Raw genomic sequence first — 24,956 nt, forward strand, 5'->3', positions numbered from 1 at the left:
GTAGCCGCTACTCAAACACGACCTTGACCGCCTCCGCCTGCAGTTCGCGGCGGTACTGCTCCATCGCGAGCAAGTCCGCGAACAGCGAGCGGTAGGCGGTTTCGTCGTCAGCCGGGCGCATCCGCGACAGCATCGCTTTCAGCTGCGCAATCTGGTCGCCCACCCAGACCTCCTGCAAACGTGCCAAAATCGCCTGTGCATACGGGCGCAGCGCCTCCGCATCCACGGCAATCTGTTCCACGCCCAGCTCAGTTACGAGATGCTTGACGACGTCTGCCCGCGCCTGATCCATAATTGCGGTCGCCCATCCATGCGGCTGCGCGGCCGCTTCACCACATGCGCCACCGGCGGCCATGATGGCATCGAATACCGCGCGGTACGTCGGGTGCCCAAAGGTCTCCGGTGCCAATGCATCAAAGACCGGGCCTGTCGTGGCTGGCTCCTGGATTGCGAGCTTCAGTGCCTCCCGCTGAGCGTAGAGCACCGGATCGCGAGGATTCGGATACGGCAGCGCCGGATTGTGCCGACGACGTGCTTCCTCAGCTTCCGCACGGGCACGGGCCTCCTCCTGGCGACGCTGATAGGACGTGCGCTTTTCCTGTTTCGGACGGCTGGCCTCCTCGCGAACGCGCTGCACCAGTTCGGCCTCGTCGTTCCAGCCAATCCAGCCTGCGACTTCGCGGGCGTACTCATCACGCAGCGCGGCATCTTTGAGCTGTGCCAGGACCGGAACCACGCGACGGATACCGGAGACTCTGCCATTGGCCGTGGTCAGATCGTAGTCAGCCAGAAGTGTGCGCAAGACAAATTCCACCAATGGCCGTCGTGAAGCGACAAGATCGCGCACTGCGGCCTCGCCCTTCTTCTGGCGCAAATCGCACGGATCCATGCCGTCGGGTGCGACGGCGACGTAGGACTGACCGGTGAAGTTCTGCTCGCCCTCGAAGGCGCGCATGGCGGCCTTCTGCCCCGCCTCATCGCCGTCGAAGGTATAGATGAGCTCGCCGCGGAAGAAGTTGTCGTCGAGCATGAGACGACGCAGCAACTGCAGGTGCTCTTCGCCAAACGCGGTACCACAGGAGGCGACGGCTGTGGTCACGCCTGAGGCGTGCATGGCCATCACGTCGGTGTAGCCCTCGACGATGACCGCCTGGTGCCCCGCCGCAATATCCTTCTTGGCCAGGTCAAGGCCGAAAAGTACCTTCGACTTCTTGTACAGCATGGTCTCGGGCGTGTTCATGTATTTGCCCAGGTTGTCATCGTCAAAAAGTTTGCGCGCACCGAAGCCGATGACATCGCCGGACATATTGCGAATCGGCCACATAAGGCGGCGGTGGAACCGGTCGATCGGCCCCATGCGCCCCATCTTGGAAAGGCCCGCCTTGTCCAGCTCCTCGAAACTAAAGCCCAGGCGCTGCAGGTGCTTGGTCAGGGTGTCCCAGCCTGCCGGCGAGTAGCCGCAGCCGAACTGTTCCGCATGCTCGGCGGTGAAGCCGCGATTTTCCAAAAACTCACGCGCGGGCGCTGCCTCGGGCGTGGAAAACTGCTGGCGGTAGAACTTCTGCGCCTCACGGTTGGCGGCGATTAGGCGCTGCCTGGTTCCGGGCTCTTCCCGACGCCCCGTGCCACCGCCTTCATAGTTGATGTGGTAGCCAATCTTTTCCGCACATGCCTCGACGGCCTCCGGGAATGACAGGTGCTCCATTTCCATTAAGAAGCTGAAGACATCGCCGCCCTTGCCGGTGGAAAAGCAGTGGTAGTAGCCGTGATTGGGACGCACGTGAAATGACGGCGTGCGCTCGTCCTTAAACGGCGACAGCCCCTTCAGCGAGTCCGCACCCGCCGGTTTGAGGTTCACGTATTCCGCAACGATCTCCTCAATCGGAGTCCGCTCGCGGATTGCCGCGATATCGGAGTCCGGAATTCTTCCCCTAGCCATGAAAATAACCTTACCCAACCCGTCCAATCGGGCTTTGGGCATCGCATTTTCGCTTTACGACGGTTGCCCCTCGCACCAGCCCATAACGTGCCACCAGTGGCCGATGTGGAAAAATACAGGCCATGGCTGAGTGGAAGAAGATTGCAGGCGGCATTGGCGCTGCCGCCCTGGTGTTGGCTGGTAGTTATTTCGGTCTCGATGCCGGAGGCGACAGCGGCGATTCGAATGGTGCTGGCAGCCCCGACACCCCTGACTCAACTGCGACTACCACCAGCACCTCTGGCGACACCTGTGCCGTCGATACGCTGCCAGAGGAAGCCGATGAGGTCATCGATCGAATCCTGACTGACCAGGATCATCTCTATGCCACGCACGACGGCAAGCACTTCGGTAATTATGAGGGCCGCTTGCCGAGACAAAGCGGTGACTATTACCGCGAATACACTGTGGTCACACCGGGGGATTCCAGCCGCGGTGCCCGCCGCATCGTTGTCGGTGGTGGCACGGAAAACGATCCCGATGTTTGGTACTACACCGATGACCACTACGAGAGCTTCTGCTCCATTCCCGACGCTGAGGACTAACCCGCGGCTTTAGTGGTAGTCCTCGCTGCTAGAGCACTCCGAGCAGCACCAGACTGTGCACAATCATGTACGCACCGACCAAGGCGGCAATCCACAGCACTGCAATCTTTGTTCGGTATTCCAGCATCGGCATGAGTTTGACCGTCCGCTCGAAAGCGCGGTCACCGTAAGCCATGAAGAAAACACCGACCAGGATTGCGGGCAGGATCATCACCAAGCAGTAGATGGCCAGTACCATCAGATGCATTGCCACTGGAATTGACAGTGTTTCAATGATTCCGACAGCTGCGATGTACGGCAGCATGGAGGCTGCCTCAATAAGTGCGGCGCCAAGCGCCAGGCCAATCATCGCCAGACTGCCAGCAGAACTTTTGGCCGCCTCCTTCGAGCGTTCTGAGACGATTTCCTCGATGGTGCGCTCTTTCGGTGTCGGCGAGAAAATGCCATAGAGCAGCAGCAAAATGCCCATGGCGAGCATGGCCCAGCAAAACCATGGTGAGGATGTAGCGCCACCGATGATGTGGAAGACCTCTCGCATGCCAACGTAGAGCGCCACACCGATACCAAAATATGCCAGCGTGATGGTGGTCAGATAGGTGGCAAACGGCGCAAGCCGCATCTTGCGCCAGACAATCAACAGGACCATGGGAATCAGTAGTGTTCCAACGCTGATGCCATCAATTAATGCCAGGCCCGTCAGTACTAGGTAATCCATGTTTAATTACCCTCGACGCTACTTATCCCCACGATGCCGACACACCGGCAATATGACGGTCAAGCCGCGCCACACGCGACTCCGTCATCGATGCCAGCTGGTCGACAATGACACGCAGCCGACCCGCATCGGAATCCGCGCGGTTGTACATCCACTGGAACATCGGATCTAGCGTGCCCGGCGCGCCCACCTGCAGGTATTCGGCCACTCGGAACAAGCGGTCACGTTCTCGTTCCTGCCGACGGATATGCCGCGGCAGGTCCATGACATAGAGCACGGCAATGGTTTTCAGCATGGTGACCTCTGCCAGGATGGAGGCGGGCACGGCGAGGTCTGCGTCGTAACGCCCGAGCGGAAGCGAGGATCCGGAGGCAGCACGTGTGCCCGCGACGGAGGCGGTGACGAAGCGGCCGACCAGTTCGGATGTCATGCGTTTCAAGGCGACCATGGCGCGCAGGGAACCGTCGTAGGAGGCAGCGGTGGCGACAACGGGCAAGCTGGCCAGGCGGCCGGCGGCCTCGACAAGTTCTGCGGGATCTCCGCCGAAGGCGGCGGCACCCTTGTCAGCAAGTGCGGCGAGCTCAACGGTATCCCACAGAACACCGAGATCAATGCGGCCGGAAACAATGCCATCTTCCACATCGTGGACGGAGTAGGCGACATCATCGGCCCAGTCCATAATCTGCGCCTCCAGGCACTGCTTGCCATGCGGCACGCCTTGGCGAATCCACTGCAAAATCGCAGCGTCTTCCTGGTAAGCACCGTACTTGTGGCGGCGCTGCCCGTCCGGACCAACAGCTGTCCACGGGTACTTACACGCAGCATCCAGAGCCGCACGCGTCAGATTCAGCCCGCAGGGCTCGCCTGTGCCGTCCAGCACCTTCGGCTCTAGCCGGGTGAGAATACGCAGCGTCTGCGCATTGCCTTCAAAACCACCACAGCCAGCGGCGATCTCATTGAGCGCGCGCTCGCCATTGTGACCATACGGCGGATGGCCAATGTCGTGGGTCAGCCCTGCGAGCTCCGCCAAATCCTGGTCAGCGCCCAGCTCACCGGCAATTCCGCGCGAAATCTGCGCGACCTCCAATGAGTGCGTCAAACGGGTGCGTGGCGTATCTCCTTCGCCAGGTCCCACGACCTGCGTCTTATCGGCCAGTCGGCGCAGCGCTGCCGAATGCAGAACGCGCGCCCGATCCCGTGAAAACGCCGCGCGATGTGATTCCAGAGATTCCACTCCGGGCAGCAGGGATTGTTTCGGAGACTCCTCCACAATCCGGGCGAGTTCATAAGATGAATACGAAAATGTACCAGCCACGTAATTATTGTTACGTATCCTGGAGGATATGTCTGACAGGAATCGCGTGTTTCGCCCGCTTTGCTTAGCTGCGTCCGGGGTTTTCCTCGGTCTGAGCATGCCGCTCATCACCGCTGTTACCCCAACACAGCTCCCCGCTGAGGCCCCGTCCTCGCTGCGGGCACTCGCACCGTCGGTCCCCGCCGCACGCGCCGAGGCACCGACGGATGTCTCCGGCGATGTTGAGGATCTCGCTGGCGTGCTTAACGACGATGAAGTCGCCCGCCTCCAGGAGCAAATTCAGCAGCTTAAACAAGACAAGCGGCTCCTGTTCTCAGTGTTTTACATCAAGAGCTTCGACGGCATCCAAGGGCAGCAGTGGGCTCAGCAGGCCTGGCAGAGCATCGGTGCTGCCAACAACCGCGGTGTGTTGGTCATCGCTGTCGAAGACCGCAACTTGAGTGCCTTTGTCGGTGAATCCTTCCCCGGCTCCGCAGAGAGCATTAATAGCGCAGCGCAGGAGCAGTTGCTCGCCGATGACAACTGGGCTGCTGCGGGCGAAGCAGCCATCACCAAGGCCGGTGGCGGCAATGGTTCCGCTGGCGGTTGGGCACTCGGTGCCGGCGTGGGCGGTGCCGCTGCCATCGGTGGCGCCACCTGGGCTATTAGCCGTCGAAATAAGAAGAAGCGCAGCGAGGAGGAGATTGCTCGCGGCCGCAATATCAACCCGGCCGACATCACCTCGCTGGATTCGCTGACCACCAGCTCGCTGGATGTCCTCGCACACGATGAGATTGTCAGTACCGATGAATCCATTCGCAAGGCCGTCACCGAGCTCGACCTCGCCCGCGCGGAATTCGGCGCCGACCGCGTACGCAGCTTCGACAGCGCGCTGAAGCACTCCCGCTCGACTCTTGAGCGCGCGTTCATGCTCCGCCAAAAGCTTGACGACGGCTCCGTGCAGGACGAAATCGAGCGCCGCAGTATCCTGCTGGAGATTGTCTCCACCTGTGGTGTTGCCGACGATCAGCTCGATGCCGAAGCCGAGAACTTCCAGAAGCTTCGCCGCGAGCTGATGAATGCGGAAGACACCGTCTCTAAGCTCACGCAGCGCAGCGTTGACATCCGCTCCCGCATGCCGCAGGCAAGCGAGCTCCTCGATGGTCTGCGCGCGCGTTACGACGACCAGATGTTGGCCTCTATCACCGACAACATCGATATGGCCACGGAGCACCTCAACCAGGCTGAGCAGGCGATGGGTGACGCTCGTCGGCTGGCGAAACTTCCCGCTGGCCAGCAGTCGGGTCTTATCGATGCTCTGTCGACCACTGACTTTGCATTGACACAGGCCAATCAGTTGCTCGAGGCCATTGAGCACGCAGAGACCAATATCCGTGCGGCAACCAATGGTCTGTCCGCACTTGTCGCCGAGGTCCGCGGTGAGATTGATGAGGCCACTAATCTCATCTCTGCACCGCAGGGTGCCAAGATTGACCGTGAGCGTCTCAATGCAGCGATTGAGGCCGGCCGCGAGGCACTCGGTGTTGCGGCAAACAATGGCGACACCGATCCGCTGGGGTCGTGGACGCGGCTCACTGATGCTGATGAGTTGTTGGATGAGGCATTGGACTCCGCTCGTGATAAGGCAGCTTCATATGCTCGGGCCGCCGCTACTCTGCAGCACAGCATGCAGGATGCGGAGAACCATATTCGTTCTGCAGCGGACTTGATCAATACCCGCCGTCGCGTTGTGGGGGCGGAGGCACGTACTCGCCTTGCGGAGGCACAGCGCGCCTACGATACCGCTCGCCAGATGGGTCCTGATGATCCGCGACGGGCACTGTCCTTTGCTCGCCGTGCGCGCAAGCTGGCGGCGGAGTCTGCGAACTTGGCACGCCGCGATATTCGTCGCTATGAAGACCAGCGACGTGGCGGCGGCAGCAATGGTGCCATGATTGCCGGCATGGTGCTCGGCAGCATGCTCAGCAACAACAGTGGTTTCGGCGGCAGCATCGGTGGCGGTGGCTTCGGTGGCGGCTCCGGTGGACCGAGTGGTTCCGGCAGCACCATGGGCTTCTAATGGCCTGCTAAGGGCCCTCACCGCAGGGCTCAAAAAGCCTTTTAAATGTGAATTTGGCGGGGTCCGTCTACCGACCACGTCGCCAATGCAGCGGCAATCAGCCAGTCTTCACAACCAGTGTTGAGGATTCCCTCCCTGGCGTAGACCCCGAAGATGGAGCGTCCCAGCGAATCTTCCCGAATAATGCGCGCCAGCTCATAGCCCGGTCGATGAACATCAAAGACTGTGCGAATGCCACGGCCCTCGTTGACCAGAACATATGAATGCTCCTCATCGGGATCTGTCAGCACCAGGACATTGGTGCTGAAAAACCGGGTTTTGACTTCCCACTGTCGCCCATTCGGACAACGAAGCCAGAAAGCACTCAAGACCCCATCCTTACGGCTCCAGCCGTCGGACAGGGTCTTTTTTGCGTCGTCATAGACGACTCCATCTGCAATAGTTGCTACGCGATCCACACCCAAATCATATAGGCAATGAGCAGTAGCAGGCAGACGGTGAGAATCCAGGTGGTCGACACCATGCGTGATTCCAGCACGCGACGGGCACTGTAGACCAGGAAGATTTTCTCCTCTTCTGGCAGCGCACGCCCCTCATCGGTGTCGAACTGCACCTCAGCGTGACGGACACCGCGGGAGGCACCAGTAAACTGGCCCCACTTGTCACCGGTCTTCGCATCTTCGATGACATAGTTCGTCGAGCCTTCGCACACCAGCTTGGCGGCGGGGCGCTCCGGGCCAAAGGTCACCGAGAGCTGCTTGGCTCGCGAAATCTTGTCACGGTCAGAAGCGACGGTGGTGAAGACGCGACCGTCGGGAAGCGTGGCGGAGATGCGGTGATCAGCCGAGGCGTCGATGACCCACTCCCCTTCCGGGGTGTTGAGGCGATCGCCCTGTTCATCACGGATGTACGTGCCGATCTCCGTGCTTTCCTTCAGAATCGGCCATGTCTGCTCAGAGTGCTTCTGGCTGACATCGCCGAGACTGTAGGATTCCCAAAAAACTTCGTCGGCCATTAGCAGCCCACCAGGCGAGCTGCGAGGTAGCCTTCCAGCTCGTCAATCTTGACACGCTCCTGCTCCATGGTGTCGCGGTCGCGAACGGTCACGGCATCGTCTTCCAGCGTGTCGAAGTCAACGGTTACGCAGTACGGAGTACCAATCTCGTCCTGGCGACGGTAACGACGGCCGATAGCGCCAGAGGTGTCGTAATCGATGGACCAGTGCTTGCGCAGACGGTCTGCAACAGCCTCTGCCGTCGGGGTCAGGGTGTCCTTCTTCGACAGCGGCAGCACAGCAACCTTCACTGGCGACAGGCGCGGATCCAGCTTCAGCACGGTACGAGTATCGGTGCCGCCCTTGGCGTTCGGAACCTCTTCCTCGGTGTATGCGTCGCACAGGAAGGCCATCAGCGCACGGGTCAGACCGAACGACGGCTCAATGACGTACGGAATGTACTTCTCGCCGGTGACCTGGTCGTGGTAGCGCAGGTCTTCCTTGGAGTGCTCGATGTGGCAGCCGAGGTCGTAGTCGGTGCGGTTTGCAACACCCATCAGCTCGCCCCACTCGTTTCCGGCGAAGCCGAAGCGGTACTCGAAGTCGATGGTGGCTGCGGAGTAGTGAGCGCGCTCATCTTCCGGAACGTCGAACTGACGCATGTTCTCCGGGTTAACGCCGAGGTCGATGAACCAGTTCCAGCAGGCGTCGACCCACTCCTGGAACTTCTCCTCTGCCTGCTCCGGCGGAACGAAGTACTCAATCTCCATCTGCTCGAACTCGCGAGTACGGAAGATGAAGTTACCTGGGGTGATCTCGTTGCGGAATGCCTTACCGGTCTGGCCGATACCAAATGGCGGCTTCATGCGAGCCGTGGTCATGACGTTCTTGAAGTTGACGAAGATACCCTGGGCGGTCTCCGGGCGCATGTAGTGCAGACCCTGCTCATTGTCCACCGGGCCGAGGTAGGTCTTCATCAGGCCCGAGAACATCTGTGGCTCAGTCCACTTACCCGGCTGGCCGGTCTCCGGATCCGGAACATCTGCCAGACCATTGGCCGGCGGGTGGCCATGCTTGGCCTCATAGGCCTCCAGCAGGTGGTCAGCGCGGTAGCGCTTGTGGGTGTGCAGCGACTCCACCAGTGGGTCGGTGAAGGTGGCAACGTGGCCGGATGCTTCCCAGACCTGGCGCGGCAGAATAATGGAGGAATCGAGGCCGACGACATCCTTGCGACCGGTGACGAAGGTCTTCCACCACTGGCGCTTGATGTTTTCCTTCAGCTCCACGCCCAGGGGACCGTAATCCCATGCCGAGCGTGTACCGCCGTAGATTTCACCACACGGGTAAACGAATCCCCTGCGCTTACACAGGTTGGCGACGGTATCGACAACTGACTTAGGTGCCACGGTCTAGACCACTCCTTATAAATGGCTTTGCACCGTCTACTGCGCGCCACGCCAATAGCTCCACACTCAGTAAACGATGGATGAAAAGCAAAAATGTACCGACTGGATGGCCGGTTAAAAAAGTTCCCCTATACTCTAGCGCATCTTGTCCAACCGATACCGGGTAGTGTCGGTGTCATGGTTGGCGGACACACACATGACGACAATTCTGGTACAGGCTCCAATTCTGAAGCTAGTGCAACTCGTAGTAGTGCAAACTCCAAAACTCGGCCGACTGCCACGCGCATCGGTCAGCGCAACACTCGTCAACGACGTGCCGTTGTGGAAATCATGAGCGAGAATCCACATTTTCGCACTGCCGCCGATATCCACCGAATGCTCACTGAGCGCGGTGAAAAAGTTGGATTGACCACGGTCTACCGGACACTACAGTCACTGGCGGAACTCGATGTCGTGGACATGCTGCACAATTCCTCCGGTGAGGCCTACTATCGCCTGTGCGGCGATCATCACCATCATCACTTGGTATGCACAAATTGTGGTGAAACGGTCGAGGTCACCGGTGGGCCGGTTGAGCAGTGGGCTCGCGATCTCGCGCAGGAGCACGGCTTCAGTATGACTGGTCACTCCGCAGAGGTCTTTGGTCTCTGCGGCAACTGCCAGCACAAAGCGGACGCGAAATAAAAGTCAGCGACTACAACTTACGCCTTGCCGAACCTACGGTCGCGCTGGGCGTACTCCACCACTGCGGCACGCATGTCGTCGCGGCCAAAATCAGGGAATAGCTTGTCCTGGTACACCATCTCGGCGTAGGCCGACTGCCACAGCAGGAAATTCGAGGTTCGCTGCTCACCGGATGGACGCAGGAACAGGTCCACATCCGGCATTGTTGGCTCATCGAGGAACTGCGAGAAGGTCTTTTCAGTCAAGTCATATTCACTGAGCTCACCCGCTGCCGCGCGGCGCGCAATCTCCTTGGCCGCATCGACAATCTCAGCGCGACCGCCGTAGTTGACACACATATACAGCGTCAGCGCGTTATTGTCCTTCGTCTGTTCCTCGGCGATTTCGAGCTCCTTAATCACCGAGCGCCACAGGCGCGGACGACGGCCAGCCCACCGCACGCGGACGTTCTTCGAATCCAACTCATCACGACGACGGCGCAAAACATCGCGGTTAAAGCCCATCAGGAAGCGCACCTCATCTGCCGAGCGACGCCAATTTTCCGTGGAAAACGCGTACGCCGACAGGTGTTGCACGCCCATCTCCAGGCAGGCATCGACGCACTCCATCAACACGGCCTCGCCGCGCTTATGTCCCTCAGTGCGCTTGAGCCCGCGCTGCTTGGCCCATCTGCCATTGCCGTCCATGACAAGAGCGATGTGATTGGGCACGAATTGCTGTGGTACAGGAGGATTCAACACGCCTCCTATTGTGCCCCACCGATACTATCTACTGCCAAAACGCATCGACGTGTTCCAGCGCCGGCACACGCCGCCCCAGGTAGTACTGCAAATACTTCGCCGTCAGAATGCGCGCCGTGGTCATCCGTCCTTCGAATTCGCTTGACGACGTATCGATGCCCGCCCACTTTTCATGTGCTAACTGCCACATCAAATGGAGAACTTCCGTCGGTGGCGTATCGGCACCCGGCGGCCTGCAGTTGGTGCACACTGCCCCACCCAGCGCTGGCGAAAACGCGTGATGCGGCCCAGCTTTGCCGCAACCTGCGCATTCAAACAGACTCGGCTGCCAGCCAGCTTCTGCCATTGCCCGCAGAATGTAAGAGGTCAACAGCAAATCGGGGCGATGCCGGCCAGCGGCGATATCGTCCAAAGACTGTGTTGTTAGGTCCCACAGTTCAGGAGCCGGTACCTGCTCCTCGCCGACAATGCGTTCAGCCACGTCGAGGACAGCACATCCACAGGTGTAGCGCGCATAGTCGTCGACAAGCGGCGCTGCCCACGTGCGAACGGTATCCGCGCCCGCGATGGTGGACAGCCCACGGCGTGGGTAGATGTTGACATCGACATCAACGAAGGGAGACAGCCGGGAGCCGAAGCGACTCTTGGCGCGGCGGACGCCCTTGGCGACTCCACGGACAATTCCGTGCTCGCGGGTGAATAGGACAATGATGCGGTCGGCCTCGCCCAGGTCGTAGCGGCGCACGACCAACGCGCGGTCGCGATAGGGCTCGACCAATTCTTAGAACCCCAGACGTCCCAGCTGCTTCGGGTCCGACTGCCAGTCCTTGAGCACCTTAATGCGCAGATCCAGGTAGACATTCTGACCCAACAGGGCAATCAATTCCTTGCGAGCCTTGTGAATGGTCGTGCCCATTCGCCTGCCGTCACGCCCCATGAGGATCGCCTTCTGGCCTGGACGCTCCACGTAGATGACCGCGTGGACATCGAGCACGCCCTCGCGCTCCCTGCTGGGAATTACCTCATCGACCTGCACTGCCACCGAGTGCGGCAGTTCATCGCGCAGGCCGCCGAGTGCGGCTTCACGAATGAGCTCTGCAATACGCGTATCGCGGTCCTCATCAGTGATGTGATCGGTTGGATACAACCGTGGCCCCTCCGGCAGCTGGGAGGCCATGACATCAATCAGCGTGTTGATGTTCTCACCGGACTTCGACGACAGCGGAACCAGCTCAGCGTCAGGGCCGAGTAGCTCCTGCAACTCAATCAGGCGCTCGATGATGGTGTCACGGGAGACCTTGTCCACCTTGGAGACAATGCCCATGATGTTCTTGCAGCTCTTGGCGACGCTTTCGTAAATCCACCGGTCACCGGGGCCGATCTTCTCATCGGCCGGAACGACAAGTGCCACCAAATCAACGTCGGAGTAGGTCTCCTGCACCATGTCATTGAGACGCTCACCGAGCAGCGTGCGGGGCTTGTGCAGACCAGGGGTGTCCACTACCACAATCTGGCAGTGATCACGGTGGACGACACCGCGCACTGGATGACGCGTGGTCTCCGGCTGGTTAGCAGTGATGGCGATTTTCTCCCCGACCAGAGCGTTGGTCAGCGTGGACTTACCAGTATTCGGACGTCCCACAATGGAGACGAAGCCAGAGCGAAAGCCCTCTGGCGCGCTGTAATCGTCGGCCTCGCCGCCCATTCCGGCGCCTGCCAGCATGTCATCAAGATTGCCCATCGTTTTCTTCTTCCTCGGAGTAGAACTCCGCAGTCGGCTCCACCACCACGGTGCGAACGCGCATACGACCACGGCGGTCACGCTCACCCTCAGCGGTAAACTTCAGTCCTGCATAGTTTACGTGGGAACCCGGCAAAGGCACACGTCCCAACTCATATGCCAGCAAACCGGAGACAGTTTCGACCTCTTCCAGGATGTCATCATCAAAGATGATTTCACGCCCGTGGGCTTCGTCGTAAAGCTCGCTGATCTCCCCGAGACTCAGACGCGCCTGCACGCGGTAGGCGGCATCGCCCAGCGGTTCGATGGGCGCTTGCTCTGCCTCGTCGTATTCATCGGCAATCTCACCGACAATCTCTTCCAAAATGTCCTCGATGGAAATCAGGCCTGCCACCGAGCCGTACTCGTCAATGAGAATGGCGATGTGGTTGCGGTTGCGCTGCATCTCATCCAGCAGGTCATCCAGCGGTTTAGAGTCCGGCACAAAGACGCAATCGCGCATGACCTCGGAGACACTGACGCCACGGCCGCCGTCGGTACGCGAGTACGTCTCCTGGACGATGTCCTTCAGATAGATGACACCAACGATGTCCTCGACGCTCTCGCCGATAACCGGCAGGCGCGAGTGGCCCGACTTCACGCACAGCGCCACGGCCTGGCCGCAGTGCTTATCGGCCTCGATCCAGACCATCTCCGGGCGGGGAACCATCACAGAGCGTGCCGACGTCTCTGCGAGGTCGAACACAGACTGAATCATGCGACGTTCATCGTGCTCAACAATGCCGCGCTCCTGCGCGATATCGACCATCTCACGCAGCTCAACTTCCGTTGCGAACGGACCGTCCCGGAAGCCGCCACCTGGGGTGATGATGTTGCCGGCCCAAATCAGCAGCTTTTCCAGCGGACCGAGCACCTTGGCCAAAAAGCTCAGGACTACTGCGCTGCCGAGCGAAATTGAGTACGGATTCTTTCGGCCCATCGTGCGGGAAAACACGCCGAGGACCAGGAAGGTAAACAGGGCAAGGACGGCGACGGCGGCAACAATCGCCCATCGCTCTGGCTCAAAAAGCCGCAGGCACAATGCGGCGATGGTCACCGCCCCGATGGATTCGCACAGCGTGCGCAGAATCACCAGAACGTTGACATGACGGGCACGATTTTCCACAACCTTCAGCAGCGCGGTGGCGCCAGCGACCTCATCGCGCTGCAACTCCGCCACTCGCGCCCTGGAGATGGCAGAAACTGCTGTTTCAACCGTGTTCAGTCCGCCCGCGCAGACCATCGCCACAATGGCGATTACTACCAACGTAATCATCGCTCGTTAGAACGCTCCGGAAACGCATTGGGAGTAATTGGCTTCGGAGAAAAAGTCACGCCACGGCGATCGATGTCGTCGTACCAGTCAGCGAGCAGACCATTTTGCAGGGAGAACATCTGGCGTTCTTCCTCGGCCGTGACATGGTCATAGCCCAGCAAGTGCAGGACACCGTGAACAGTCAGCAGCACCAGCTCGTGGCTGAGTGGGTGTCCTGCGCGCTCTGCCTGGCCCGCAGCGAATTCAGGGCACAGTACGATGTCGCCCAGCATGGCTGGGCCCGGATCTGCCGCATCTGGACGACCAGAGCCCGGAGTGAGCTCATCCATGGGAAAACTCATGACATCAGTGGGCCCTGGCAGGTCCAGCCAGCGCACGTGCAGATCCTCAATTGTCTTGAGATCGACAATATGAATGCTCAGCTCAGCTGCCGGATGCACGTCCATGCGGCTGAGCGCATAGCGGGCAACGTCGATAAGCGACTCTTCGTTGACGCCCTGACCTGACTCGTTGAAAACTTCAATGCTCATGTGAAATTCAGCGTCCTTTTACCGCGTCTTCGCGGACTTCTTCTTAGCTGGCTTGGCACCCTGCTCAATGCCCTCGTTGTAGGCATCGTAGTCATCGTATGCCTCGACAATTGCGGTGACCAATGGGTTGCGTACCACGTCAGCCGAGCCCAGCGCTGGAAACGCAATGCCGGGGACTCCGCGCAGGACTTCACGGGCGACGGCAAGCCCCGACTGCTGCCCACGTGGCAAGTCAACCTGGCTGGCATCACCGGTGATGACCATCTTGGAACCGAAACCGAGGCGGGTGAGGAACATCTTCATCTGCGCTGGAGTGGTGTTCTGAGCCTCATCGAGAATGATGAAGGCGTTGTTCAACGTGCGACCGCGCATATACGCCAGCGGTGCGACCTCCACTACCCCAGTTTCCATCAGCTTCGGAATCAGGTCCGGCTCCAGCATCTCGCGCATGGCATCATGCAGTGGCCGCAGGTAGGGGTCAATCTTCTCATGTAGCGTACCGGGCAAGAAACCCAGGTTCTCGCCGGCCTCCACCGCAGGGCGAGTCAGGATAATGCGCTCGACTTTCTTACTCTTGAGCGCAGCCACGGCCTTTGCCATGGCCAGGAAGGTTTTACCAGTACCGGCAGGACCGATGCCGAAGACCACATTAAAGCGGTCGATGGCATCGACGTAATTTTTCTGACCCTCCGTCTTTGGTCGGATGGTTTTGCCGCGGTGCGTGACAATGCCACCGCCGAGCACCTCACTGGCGGATTTTTCGCCACGGTCCACGATGCCCACTGCGTGGCGGACGGACTCCGGCGAGAGCTCATGGCCACGGCGGGCCATTGACTCCAGTTCCTTGAAGGCACGAACTGCCAGCGAGACGTCGGCGGGCTTTCCCTTGATTGTCACCACACCGCCGCGAACATGGATGTCCGCTGCCAGCATCGACTCCAGCAGGCGCAGATTCTGATCCGCCTGCCCAACCACAATGGGTGCAAGTGCATCATCGAGCTCGACTACCGCGCTGGTGCGAGCGGTTACTGAATACTTTGTCATTATGTATCTATCCTACTGACCGCGCGGATCAATTCCCCTTAGGAAGCGTCTTCGGTATCTACGGCATCGGAATTGTCGGCGCCATCAGTCGCCCACCGCCCTGTCAGTGGCCCCAGCGCGCTAATCGCGGCAGCACCTGCCAGGGCACTGCGAAGCACGGTCGGACCCAACACAACCGAGCTGGCACCGGCTGCAGTAAAGGCCTCCAGCTCAGCGGGGCTGACTCCACCTTCCGGGCCGACGATGAAAAGTACCTTGGATGCATCGGCAGCCTTGGCAGCAAACTCCACAAACGGCGCCGTTTCTTCTTCATGCAGCACCGCTGCTACCCCGCCATCGGCCACGGTGCTCTCAATAAGCTGCTCAATATCGGCGGAGCTGTGCAGTGCGGCTACCGGCGGAATCCACGCGCGACGCGCCTGCTTAGCCGCCTCGCGTGCAGCGGCCTGCCACTTCGCCCTGGCCTTGGTCTCTTTGGCTGAGCCATTCCATCTGGCGACGCAATTGAGCGCAGCCCACGGAATGATTTCGTCCACGCCAATCTCGGTCATCAAATCCACCGCGAGCTCTGCACGGTCCGACTTCGGCAGCGCCTGAACCACTGTCACATGCGGCAGTGGCCGCGGGCGCTTTTCAGCGTGCAACACCTGTGCGTGCACTTCACGCGGGTCAACGTGCATGAGGCGGGCACGCACTACTAAATCCGCACCATTTGCAAGTAGAACTTCCTGGCCTTCCTTCAGCCGGCGGACGCTGATGTGCTTTGCCTCCGGCCCGTGAATTCGCAGGACTTCTTTTACCCGTGGAAGCTCGGAGAAGTCCCCGAGGAAGACAGGCAAACTCATCTATCGCTCACACTCACAAGTTTTGGTGACAGTTAATATGCGCACGTCTTACCGTCTAGCGGCGACGGAAACGGGAGAAGAATCCGTGCCCCTCGTGGGCATCGGCCACCTTCGCATCATCATTGCGGTGCTCACGCAGCTTCTCCAGCAGTTCGCGAGAGCGGCGGTCCAGCTTGGTCGGCACCGTGACATTGACGTGGGCGACAATGTCGCCGTTGCCCTCACCGCGCAGGTGCGGCATGCCCTTGCCTTCCAATCGAACCTCTTCAGTCGGCTGCGTGCCGGCATCGACCTTGATGGTCATTGGCTCACCGAGCAGATCATCGACCTCAAATTCGGTGCCCAGTGCAGCATCGGCCATCGGCACATCGACGTTCACGTGCAGGTCATCGCCCTCACGTTCAAAGACCGGATGCTTTTCCATCTCGACTTCCACGTAAAGGTCACCAGCTGGGCCGCCACCCGGGCCTACCTCGCCCTGTCCGGCCATGCGGATGCGCATGCCGTCGGAAATACCGGCAGGAACATTGACAGTCAGGTCACGGCGTGCGCGAACACGACCGTCACCGGCGCAGTTGCTACACGGATCCAGGATGACCTCACCGGTGCCCTCACAGGTTGGGCACGGACGCGAGGTCATAACATTGCCCAGGAAGGAGCGCTGGACCTGCTGAATCTCGCCCGTTCCGTTACAGCTGGTACACGGCTTCGGCTTCGACTTGGACTTCGAACCAGTGCCCTCACACTTGTCACAGAGAACCGCGGTATCGACGGTGATTGGCTTGCGGACACCAGTAAAGGCCTCATCCAATCCCAGCGAAATACGCAGCAGTGCATCAGCACCCGGCTGTACGCGCGAACGACGCTGACGGGTGCCACCGGCACCGCCGAAGAAAGCCTCGAAGATATCGCCGACGCCACCGCCGCCGAAACCACCGAAGCCGCCGCCCATGCCGCCCTGCGGATCTAGTGGGTCACCGCCCATATCCACAATCCGACGCTTTTCAGGATCTAGCAGAACCTCATTTGCCTCAGAGGCTTCACGGAACTTCTCTGCAGCCTCTTCATCACCCGGATTACGGTCTGGGTGGTACTTGAGCGCCAGCTTTCGGTACGCCTTCTTAATCTGAGCGTCCGTAGCGTCCTTGTCCACTCCGAGGATGCCGTAATAGTCGCGTGCCAACTTTAGCTACTTCCTTTCAATACCCGGCCAACGTACTGTGCAACAGCAGCAACCGAGGAAATTGTTCCCGGATAATCCATAAATGTTGGGCCAACTACTCCCATGCCGCCCAAAATCTCAGTGCCGGTGCCATATCCGGTCGATACCACTGAGGTTCCGCGCAGCTCCTCGTCTTCGTTCTCTTCGCCAATGGACACCTGAACTCGATCCAAGTCCTGTGCCGCCGACAGCAGTTTGAGCACAACGACCTGCTCCTCAAGTGCCTCGAGGACCATGGGCAGCGTGGAAGGTAAGCGACCGTGCATATTACCACGTGTCAGATTCGAAGCACCCGACAGGATGAGCCTGTCATTGGGCTTTTCAATCAACGATTCCACCAGCACCGTGGAGCAACGAATAATGGCATCGCGCAGGTCACGCGGCGCATTCGCCGCCAAATCGGATATCGCGATCGAAGCGTCGGAAAGCGTGTGCCCCGCCATTGCCCGGTTGAAATGGTCGCGCAGCAGCGGCACCAGATCGGGATCGATTGGTGCGGGCAGCTCGACGTTGCGCTGTTCCACTCGGCCGGTGTCGGTGATGACCACCAGGAGCAGACGCACGTCCGCAAGCTGGACCACCTCGCAGTGGCGCACACGGGAGACCTCCAGCGTCGGCACCTGCACCACCGCCACCTGGCGAGTTAGCTGGCTGAGCAGCTGCACACTGCGTCGCAGCACGTCTTCGAGATCAACACCGCCTTCGAGAAACTCCAAGATTGCGCGCCGCTCCGCTCGGGACAGCGGCTTGATCTGCGAGATGTTGTCCACAAAGAGGCGGTAACCCTTCTCAGTCGGGATTCTCCCCGAGGAGGCATGCTCCTGCTGGATATACCCCTCGGCTTCCAGCACCGCCATGTCATTTCTAATGGTCGCTGAGGACACGCCCAGATTATGGCGCTCCACCAGAGCCTTCGAGCCGACGGGCTCCTGGGAGGCTACGTAATCCGAGACAATTGCCCGAAGAACTTCCTGCCTGCGCTTATCCGTCTGAGATGACATGCGGATAGTTTAACTAAGGATGTCAACAATAATTGCGTCGGCCAGCAAACGCCCACGATCAGTCAACTGAATCCGCTGGCCAGCGCCGGTCTCCACGAATCGCAACATGCCAGCATCCGCTTGCCGACGAGCCTTGCGAATCTCCCCCTCAGTAAGCACGGTCGCCTCAATGCCCTCGGCCAGCCGCAGCCCCAGCATGATTTTTTCCGTGTGGCGGTCCTCGGCGGTCAGCTCCTCCGAGTCCTTAATCGGCAACTCCCCCGCGGACACCATCGCGGCATACCGTGCGGGATGCTTGACGTTATAGAAACGCGTGCCATCTAAATGCGAATGAGCACCGGGACCTGCACCCCACCAGTTGCCGTCGCGCCAGTAGACCATGTTGTGACGGCACTGACCGCCCGGCTTAGACCAGTTGGACACTTCGTACCAGGAAAAACCGGCTTGCGACAGTGCGGCATCGATGCGCTCGTAGCGGTCGGCGAGGTCATCGTCGTCAGGCATGGGCAGCTCGCCGCGACGCACCTTGCGCCCCATCGCGGTGCCGGGCTCGACGATGAGTGAGTACGCCGAAACGTGATCGACGTCCGTGGCCAGCACGGCATCCAAGGTGGTGTCGTGATCCGCCATGGATTCACCGGGCGTGCCGTAGATGACATCGAGGTTGATGTGCTCAAATCCAGCAGCGCGGGCTTCCGCCACGGCAGCGGCGGGGCGTCCTGGCGTATGCGTGCGGTCGAGAGTGGCCAGCACATGAGGTACGGCTGACTGCATGCCAAGGCTCACACGGGTAAAGCCGGCCTCCTTCAAACCAGCGAAAAATTCTGGTGAGGTCGACTCGGGATTCGATTCGGTTGTCACCTCGGCGCCGTCGGCAAGCCCGAAGGAATTGCGCACTCCGTCTAGGAGTCGGCGCAGACCACTTGCGCCCAGCAGTGACGGCGTGCCGCCGCCGACGAAGACCGTCTCAGCGCCGCCGCTGGCTTGCTGTGCGAGTTCGGGATGCTTTTCGACGGCCATCTCAAGCTCCCGCACGATGGCGTCGAGGTAATCTCCCTGCGTTGCGCCACTTCCTAGCTGACCTGCGGTGTAGGTGTTGAAATCGCAGTAGCCACAGCGGGTGGCGCAGAAGGGGACGTGCAAGTAGACACCGAAGGAATCGGTGTGTGGCTCAGTCACAGTCACGCATGCTCCTTGGCGCGGCGCTGCTTGACGCGCCGGACAATCTCATCAATGCGGGCTCGTTCCATCAAAAACTCCGGTGGCCTGCGACCGCGAAGCGCATTGGCAACTGCCGGATGCGTCTCCGGCACCGCAACGCACCAGGCGGCAGCGGCAGACAGCGCGCGTCGACCGGACTGCGCGTAGAGCTGTGGCAGGACGACGGCGCCGAGCTTTTCCACTCCCCGGATGTTTTCGGCCGAGACCCAGTCGGCGAGTTCCTCCAGGTAGGAGGCGACGGCATCCGAGCGGGCAATCATCGCCTGCGTGACAGTCGGCACTGCCACTGGGGGCTTCAACGGCGCTGGAATCAGCGACAGCGACTGCACGTCCAGCGACTTTGGCACTGGGTGCGGGTGCTGGCACGCCGAGGAATTGGCGGAGATGTTTCCGATGCGCCCCGAGCGGATGCCGGAGGTAAAGGCCTGCCGCAGCCCATCGAGTTCACCGATGAGCGGACGGCAATCTTCCACCGCCTCATCGACGATATCGGCAAGTTCCAGCACGCATTCATCGACCAGCTCGCGGTCTACATCCGCCACTGCTTGGGCGAGATGTTCAATGTGCTCGGCAACTTCATCGCCGATGTCGTAGAGCTCTTGTGTCACTTCGCGCAGGCGTAGCCGAGCATCGAAGTGGTTTATCATCGCCCAGCCCTCCCGCGGCCTACTCGGCAGACTCCGGCCACACTTATGTCAACGGGTTTGTGCCTTGTGGCATTGACGCGTGGTGTAGGTGGAATCTGAAAACACCGTAAAAATTTCTAGCGCCCCTCACCTTAATTGGGTGAGGGGCGCTAGTGGCGCAGCAACACGCTGCCGATTGCGGTGGCGATCGTCGTCGCGCGACTACTTCCGCAGCTCCACACCAGGATTAGCGCTGGTAGAGAGCCTCAATCTCACGGGAGTAGTTATCCAGCACAACGTTGCGCTTGACCTTCATGGTCGGGGTCATCTCGCCGCTGTCCTCGGTGAACTGATTTTCCAGGATGTGGAACTTCTTAATAGACTCCGCGTGGGACACCAACTCGTTGGCGGCATTGACTGCGTCCTGAATTTCAGCGCGCAGCACAGCGCTGGAGGCGGCCAGCTCGCGGATCGAGGTGTGCTCTGGAATGGAGTGCTCAATCTTCCACTTGGTCAGCGCCTCTGGGTCGAGAGTGACCAGCACCGAGACAAACGGACGACCATCGCCGATAACCACGGCTTCGGAGACCAGCGGATGCGAGCGCATGCGGTCTTCCATTGGGCCTGGGGCGACGTTCTTACCGCCGGCGGTGACAATGAGGTCCTTCTTACGGCCGGTGATTTTCAGGTGCCCCTCGTCAGTCAGCTCACCGAGGTCACCGGTCTTGAACCACTCGCCGTCGATGAAGGCTTCCTTGGTGGCCTCTTCGTTCTTCCAGTAGCGGTCAAAAACAACTGGCCCCTTGAGCAGGACTTCACCGTCATCGTTGATGGCGACGGAGCAGCCACCGACCGGACGGCCAACGGTGCCGATAATCTGGTGGCTCGGGTTATTAACAGTAAACGCAGCGGTGGACTCAGTCAAGCCATAGCCTTCATAAACGGTGACACCGAGACCGCGGAAGAAGTGCCCCAGGTCAGAGGACATAGCCGAGCCGCCAGAAATGGTGTACTGAACGGCCTCGCCCATAGCCTCACGAATCTTTGCAAATACCAAGCGGTCATACAGCTTCAGGCGCAGCTTCAGTGCCCGCGACGGCCCCTCTGGCGTATCCAGGGTCTTGGAGTACTCGATGGCGGTGGCCTCAGCACGTTCGAACATTGCCTGGCCGAAAGCACCCTTTTCCTTGGCGGAAGCGTAGGCAGCGTCGCGGACCTTTTCAAACACGCGCGGCACTCCGAGAATCAGGTGCGGGCGGGAACGCTGGAACTCGAGGGTAACGGTCTTGGTGTCAGACCAGTGCGACTGCGTTGCACCGGCAATCATCGAAGCCAGGGAGACGGCGTGTGCCAACACGTGTGCCAGCGGCAGGAAGGTCAGGATGCGATTGCCTGGGCGGGCAATAAGACCAATCTCGTTGGTGAGGATGGCGCGGGCCTCTGCCAACCAGTTGCTGTGCAGCAGGACGCAGCCCTTTGGACGGCCAGTGGTGCCGGAGGTGTAAATGACGGTAGCCAGGTCATCAGCCTTGGTGTCGTCGATGATGTTCTCGACGACCTCGTCCTCGATGTCGCGGCCTTCGTAGCTAATGGTGTCGACGCCGGAAGCGTTGATTTCCAGCACGCGGCGCAACTGGGACTCCCCCTCAGAGCCGTTCCCGCCCTCCTTGACAATGAGCGGCTTCATGCGATCGGTGTGCTCGCGCGACTCAGTGAATGCGAAGACTGCACCGGAGTTTTCAATAATCCAACGAATCTGGCCGGAGGAGGACGAACCATAAATTGGAACGACGGCGGCACCGGCCATCCAAATACCGGTGTTGAGAAGGTTCCACTCGTAGCGGGTTTCACTGAGCAGTGCCACTCGGTCACCCGGCTTAATACCGTTTGCAATCAGACCCTTGGCGACGGCACGGGCCTCGTCATAAAACTCCTGCGCGGTCACATTGACCCACTCGAAGTTCTTCGGCCGAGTAAACAGAACGAGTTTCGGGCGCTTGCGCACCAGCTCCCGCAGCGAGGTAATGATGGTTTCATCCTCGCCGATGACGTATTTCGCCTCAGTAGTGTATTCACGCATCGAGTTACAAGCTCCTACTTTCCGTCGTTGGCTTTGTTAGAAAACAACTTAGAACATCAGACCGGGCGCCGTTGTGATTTCTCAAAATATTTCGATAACGAAGTGATGTGGCTTACTTCTGGCAAAGTTTTTCGAAACTGGCATTATTGAAAGAGTGACACAGGCAGCATCCAATCCTCCCGTACCCTCTCCTCTTGCTGACCTCGCTAAAGACGTCGGCGTAGGGGTCTCCTACTACTCCACCGAGGGCGAACTCGTCCACGTCTCACGTGAGACGATTTTGAAAACCCTCGCCGCTCTCGACATCGATTTGGGCGACAACCCAACTGATGACGACATCAATCAGGCCCGCACAGAATGGGCCGATAAGCAGTGGTCCCGGCTTCTACCACCAGTAGTAGTTGCACGTCAGGGCGAATTTAAACAGATATTCGTCCACGTCCCACATGGCAGTAGCGTGAGCGTTTCGGTCAAGCTCGCCGATGGCGCCGAGTGGCCGTGTGCCCAAGTTCACCACCTTACCGCGCCGCGTCAGGTCGGCGATCAGCTGATCGGTGAAGCCTCTTTCGCAATCCCGGAAGATCTGCCACTGGGCTGGCACCGTCTCCACGCGGTCAATGGTGACAATGTCGCGGAGTGCGATTTGGCGGTGACTCCCAATCGCCTGTCCACTGCGGACAAGTACGTCAAAGATCCCGCTCACGGCGTGATGGCGCAGTTGTACTCCGTGCGTTCCCGGCGCAGCTGGGGTATCGGCGACTTCGCTACTCTCGGCGATTTGGCGCAGGTCAGCGCCGAGCACGCAGGCTCCGACTTCGTGCTGATTAACCCACTCCACGCCGCCGAGCCACTGCCGCCTGTGGAGGATTCTCCGTATCTGCCGACGACGCGTCGCTACGTCAACCCGATCTACGCTCGCCCGGAGCTTATCGACGAATTCGGATACCTGGACAAGGACGAGGCAGATGAGGCCCGTGAGTTGGCGGCCTCGTTCCACGCCCTTAATCACAGCTCCGAGGAGATTGACCGCAACCCCATCTACGCTGCGAAGCTGAAGGTGCTGCGGGCAATTCACAAGGTGCCGCTGTCCAGTGCACGCCAGGCGGAATTTGAGCGCTGGTTGGAAGCCGAAGGTCGCGGTATCTATGACTACGCAGCCTGGTGCACTGACCGAGAAATGGCAGATCGCGCCGCTGCCCGTGACGCCCTCCGCAATGGCGAGGCCCAGAATTCAGAACTGGTGCCGCCGCTGGGCAACCACACCAATGTCGAGTCCTTGCGGGAGGAAATCTTCCACTTCCACCTGTGGGTGCAGTGGATTCTGGATCAGCAGCTGGGAGATGCGCAGCAGGTCGCACTCGATGCCGGTATGCGTATTGGCATCATGGCCGACCTAGCCGTTGGCGTGCACCCCGGTGGCTCCGATGCTGAGAACCTGGCTGACTGGCTGGCCCCGGACATTTCGGTCGGTGCTCCGCCGGATGGTTTCAACCCGTTTGGCCAGGACTGGTCGCAGCCGCCGTGGAATCCTCACAAGCTTGCAGAGGCGGGTTACCGCCCGTGGCGTGACATGCTGCGCACGATTCTCCGCCACGCCGGTGGTATTCGTGTGGATCACGTTCTCGGTATGTTCCGCCTGTGGGTGATGCCACGCATGGAATCGCCTGTCAACGGCACCTACCTCTACTTCGACCATGAGGCCATGGTCGGAATTCTGGCTCTCGAAGCGGAACTCGCAGGCGCTTTGGTTGTAGGCGAAGACCTGGGCACGTTTGAACCGTGGGTACAGGATTACCTGGCTTCCCGCGGCATCATGGGCACCTCGATTGTGTGGTTTGAGTCCAACGGCGAGTGGCCGAAGGCCCCGAGCGATTACCGCAGTCTGTGTCTGTCCTCTGTCACCACTCATGACTTGCCGCCGACGGCCGGTTACCTCGCTGGTGAGCACATCACGTTGCGGGAGCGCCTGGGCATTCTGGTGTCCGATGTCGACGAGGAAGATCGCCGCGACTTCGAGTGGATTCGCAAGGTCATCGGTGCCGCCAAGGATGCCGGATGCTATGAGGGCACCGCTGTCGCCGACATGGATGTGCAGTCGCTTACCCGTGACAACCTGCCGGATATCGATGCTCTGGTCGACGGCCTGCACCGGTTCCTGGATAAGACGCCATCGGCACTCAAGTGTTTGGCGCTGGTGGATATGGTCGGTGACCGCCGCACCCAGAATCAGCCGGGCACGACGCATGATCAGTACCCGAACTGGTGCATTCCGCTGACGGATGCCACCGGCAAGGCCGTCGTGGTCGAGGACCTTCCTAATTACCCGACCTTCTGCCGGTAATTTTTAGCCGCCACTAAACCAAACTGGGGGCGTGTATGAACGAAACGGCAAAATAAGCCGAAAAAATTCATACGCGCCCCCAGTTTGGAATACGCGTGGACTGGCGCGAGTCAGGCGAGCTAGCACACCGAGTGCTAGCGCTAGAACTCGAAATCAGTGACTCCGCCAGCAACGAGGATAATAATGAGAAGCACGATTAAGGCGAGCAGAACCTTCGAGTGCCTCGACCGACGCATGCTTGCTCAACTCCCTACTGCGAAATTTTGCGGACTATTCAACCTTAGTCCTTTAACACGATTTTCCTAATACATATCGGCGAAACGGCTCATCACGCTTCACGACGTGCTTGCCGACGAGCCCGTGAATGCTGCGACAACCTGCGAATGCGACCGCCGACAATATCGACAGCGCCCACCAGCGCGAAGGCGACCACACCGCCGACAAGCAGCAGAACCACGCACAGAACACTTATCTGCGCGAGCAGGGGCAGCTGAATTAGCCACTGCCCCATGTTGTCGAATGCTTCTGCCATGAGTGTCAACCTACACTGTCGG

At 59.8% G+C, this 24,956-nt stretch carries 23 protein-coding genes; 4 read left to right on the forward strand and 19 right to left on the reverse strand.

What is annotated here, in order from left to right; genetic code table 11:
• Positions 1–7: 7 nt before the first annotated feature.
• On the reverse strand, positions 8–1,939 hold the full coding sequence (gene dnaG / locus Q4E11_RS04125; protein WP_303163897.1) for a DNA primase: 1,932 nt from the start codon (positions 1,937–1,939) through the stop codon (positions 8–10).
• Positions 1,940–2,061: 122 nt separating this feature from the next.
• On the opposite strand from dnaG, the gene Q4E11_RS04130 reads away from it, so the two are divergent.
• Positions 2,062–2,523, forward strand: a complete 462-nt coding sequence (locus tag Q4E11_RS04130; RefSeq protein ID WP_303163899.1) for a ribonuclease domain-containing protein — start codon at positions 2,062–2,064, stop codon at positions 2,521–2,523.
• Between the two features lie 28 nt (positions 2,524–2,551).
• Here the strand turns inward: Q4E11_RS04130 and Q4E11_RS04135 are convergent, their stop codons facing one another.
• Entirely contained in the window at positions 2,552–3,238 is a 687-nt protein-coding gene (locus Q4E11_RS04135) for a GAP family protein (RefSeq protein WP_303163901.1), read from the reverse strand.
• Positions 3,239–3,260: 22 nt separating this feature from the next.
• A complete protein-coding gene (locus Q4E11_RS04140) occupies positions 3,261–4,553 on the reverse strand; it encodes a deoxyguanosinetriphosphate triphosphohydrolase (RefSeq protein WP_303163902.1) in 1,293 nt (430 codons plus the stop codon).
• 28 nt (positions 4,554–4,581) lie between these two features.
• On the opposite strand from Q4E11_RS04140, the gene Q4E11_RS04145 reads away from it, so the two are divergent.
• Positions 4,582–6,612 carry a TPM domain-containing protein gene (locus Q4E11_RS04145; RefSeq protein ID WP_303163903.1) on the forward strand — a complete coding sequence of 677 codons (2,031 nt, stop codon included), beginning with the start codon at positions 4,582–4,584 and terminating at the stop codon, positions 6,610–6,612.
• 41 nt (positions 6,613–6,653) lie between these two features.
• On the opposite strand, the gene Q4E11_RS04150 is transcribed toward Q4E11_RS04145, so the two are convergent.
• Genes Q4E11_RS04150 through Q4E11_RS04160 form a run of 3 tightly spaced genes read right to left on the reverse strand, consistent with a single transcriptional unit; the run spans position 6,654 to position 9,012 of the window.
• The gene (locus tag Q4E11_RS04150) at positions 6,654–7,070 is read right to left on the reverse strand and encodes a hypothetical protein (RefSeq protein ID WP_303163904.1); all 417 of its coding nucleotides are present in this window, start codon (positions 7,068–7,070) and stop codon (positions 6,654–6,656) included.
• Positions 7,058–7,627, reverse strand: coding sequence for a hypothetical protein (locus Q4E11_RS04155; protein ID WP_303163907.1), 570 nt, complete (start codon positions 7,625–7,627; stop codon positions 7,058–7,060). Before Q4E11_RS04155 ends, Q4E11_RS04150 begins: the two co-directional genes overlap by 13 nt.
• A complete protein-coding gene (locus Q4E11_RS04160; RefSeq protein ID WP_303163908.1) occupies positions 7,627–9,012 on the reverse strand; it encodes a glycine--tRNA ligase in 1,386 nt (461 codons plus the stop codon). Before Q4E11_RS04160 ends, Q4E11_RS04155 begins: the two co-directional genes overlap by 1 nt.
• A gap of 177 nt (positions 9,013–9,189) precedes the next feature.
• Here Q4E11_RS04160 and Q4E11_RS04165 point away from each other — a divergent pair, with 177 nt between their 5' ends.
• Entirely contained in the window at positions 9,190–9,696 is a 507-nt protein-coding gene (locus Q4E11_RS04165) for a Fur family transcriptional regulator (protein WP_368410403.1), read from the forward strand.
• A 17-nt stretch (positions 9,697–9,713) separates the two neighbouring features.
• Here the strand turns inward: Q4E11_RS04165 and Q4E11_RS04170 are convergent, their stop codons facing one another.
• From Q4E11_RS04170 to Q4E11_RS04225, 12 genes are all read right to left on the reverse strand, one after another.
• Positions 9,714–10,445, reverse strand: a complete 732-nt coding sequence (locus Q4E11_RS04170; protein ID WP_303163985.1) for an isoprenyl transferase — start codon at positions 10,443–10,445, stop codon at positions 9,714–9,716.
• Between the two features lie 19 nt (positions 10,446–10,464).
• On the reverse strand, positions 10,465–11,214 hold the full coding sequence (recO, locus tag Q4E11_RS04175; RefSeq protein WP_303163910.1) for a DNA repair protein RecO: 750 nt from the start codon (positions 11,212–11,214) through the stop codon (positions 10,465–10,467).
• 3 nt (positions 11,215–11,217) lie between these two features.
• A complete protein-coding gene (era, locus tag Q4E11_RS04180; protein WP_303163986.1) occupies positions 11,218–12,141 on the reverse strand; it encodes a GTPase Era in 924 nt (307 codons plus the stop codon).
• Between the two features lie 22 nt (positions 12,142–12,163).
• A complete protein-coding gene (locus Q4E11_RS04185) occupies positions 12,164–13,492 on the reverse strand; it encodes a hemolysin family protein (RefSeq protein WP_303163911.1) in 1,329 nt (442 codons plus the stop codon).
• On the reverse strand, positions 13,489–14,022 hold the full coding sequence (ybeY, locus tag Q4E11_RS04190; protein WP_303163912.1) for an rRNA maturation RNase YbeY: 534 nt from the start codon (positions 14,020–14,022) through the stop codon (positions 13,489–13,491). Before ybeY ends, Q4E11_RS04185 begins: the two co-directional genes overlap by 4 nt.
• Positions 14,023–14,040: 18 nt before the next feature.
• A complete protein-coding gene (locus Q4E11_RS04195; protein ID WP_303163913.1) occupies positions 14,041–15,066 on the reverse strand; it encodes a PhoH family protein in 1,026 nt (341 codons plus the stop codon).
• Positions 15,067–15,104: 38 nt separating this feature from the next.
• Positions 15,105–15,911, reverse strand: a complete 807-nt coding sequence (locus tag Q4E11_RS04200) for a 16S rRNA (uracil(1498)-N(3))-methyltransferase (RefSeq protein WP_303163914.1) — start codon at positions 15,909–15,911, stop codon at positions 15,105–15,107.
• Between the two features lie 55 nt (positions 15,912–15,966).
• Positions 15,967–17,094 (reverse strand): molecular chaperone DnaJ, encoded by a 1,128-nt coding sequence (dnaJ, locus tag Q4E11_RS04205; protein ID WP_303163916.1) that lies wholly within the window; start codon positions 17,092–17,094, stop codon positions 15,967–15,969.
• Positions 17,095–17,096: 2 nt separating this feature from the next.
• Complete coding sequence (gene hrcA / locus Q4E11_RS04210; protein WP_303163918.1) at positions 17,097–18,134, reverse strand: heat-inducible transcriptional repressor HrcA; 1,038 nt, start codon at positions 18,132–18,134, stop codon at positions 17,097–17,099.
• Positions 18,135–18,143: 9 nt separating this feature from the next.
• Positions 18,144–19,313, reverse strand: a complete 1,170-nt coding sequence (gene hemW, locus Q4E11_RS04215; RefSeq protein WP_303163919.1) for a radical SAM family heme chaperone HemW — start codon at positions 19,311–19,313, stop codon at positions 18,144–18,146.
• Positions 19,314–19,315: 2 nt separating this feature from the next.
• Complete coding sequence (locus Q4E11_RS04220) at positions 19,316–20,002, reverse strand: hypothetical protein (protein WP_303163920.1); 687 nt, start codon at positions 20,000–20,002, stop codon at positions 19,316–19,318.
• A gap of 226 nt (positions 20,003–20,228) precedes the next feature.
• Entirely contained in the window at positions 20,229–22,061 is a 1,833-nt protein-coding gene (locus tag Q4E11_RS04225; RefSeq protein WP_303163921.1) for a long-chain fatty acid--CoA ligase, read from the reverse strand.
• A 154-nt stretch (positions 22,062–22,215) separates the two neighbouring features.
• On the opposite strand from Q4E11_RS04225, the gene malQ reads away from it, so the two are divergent.
• Positions 22,216–24,402 (forward strand): 4-alpha-glucanotransferase, encoded by a 2,187-nt coding sequence (malQ, locus tag Q4E11_RS04230; RefSeq protein WP_303163922.1) that lies wholly within the window; start codon positions 22,216–22,218, stop codon positions 24,400–24,402.
• Positions 24,403–24,730: 328 nt separating this feature from the next.
• Here malQ and Q4E11_RS04235 read toward each other — a convergent pair whose 3' ends face one another.
• Complete coding sequence (locus Q4E11_RS04235; protein ID WP_303163923.1) at positions 24,731–24,934, reverse strand: hypothetical protein; 204 nt, start codon at positions 24,932–24,934, stop codon at positions 24,731–24,733.
• Between the last annotated feature and the right edge of the window lie 22 nt (positions 24,935–24,956).

This window comes from Corynebacterium sp. (assembly GCF_030532195.1).
Taxonomy (GTDB): Bacteria; Actinomycetota; Actinomycetes; order Mycobacteriales; family Mycobacteriaceae; genus Corynebacterium.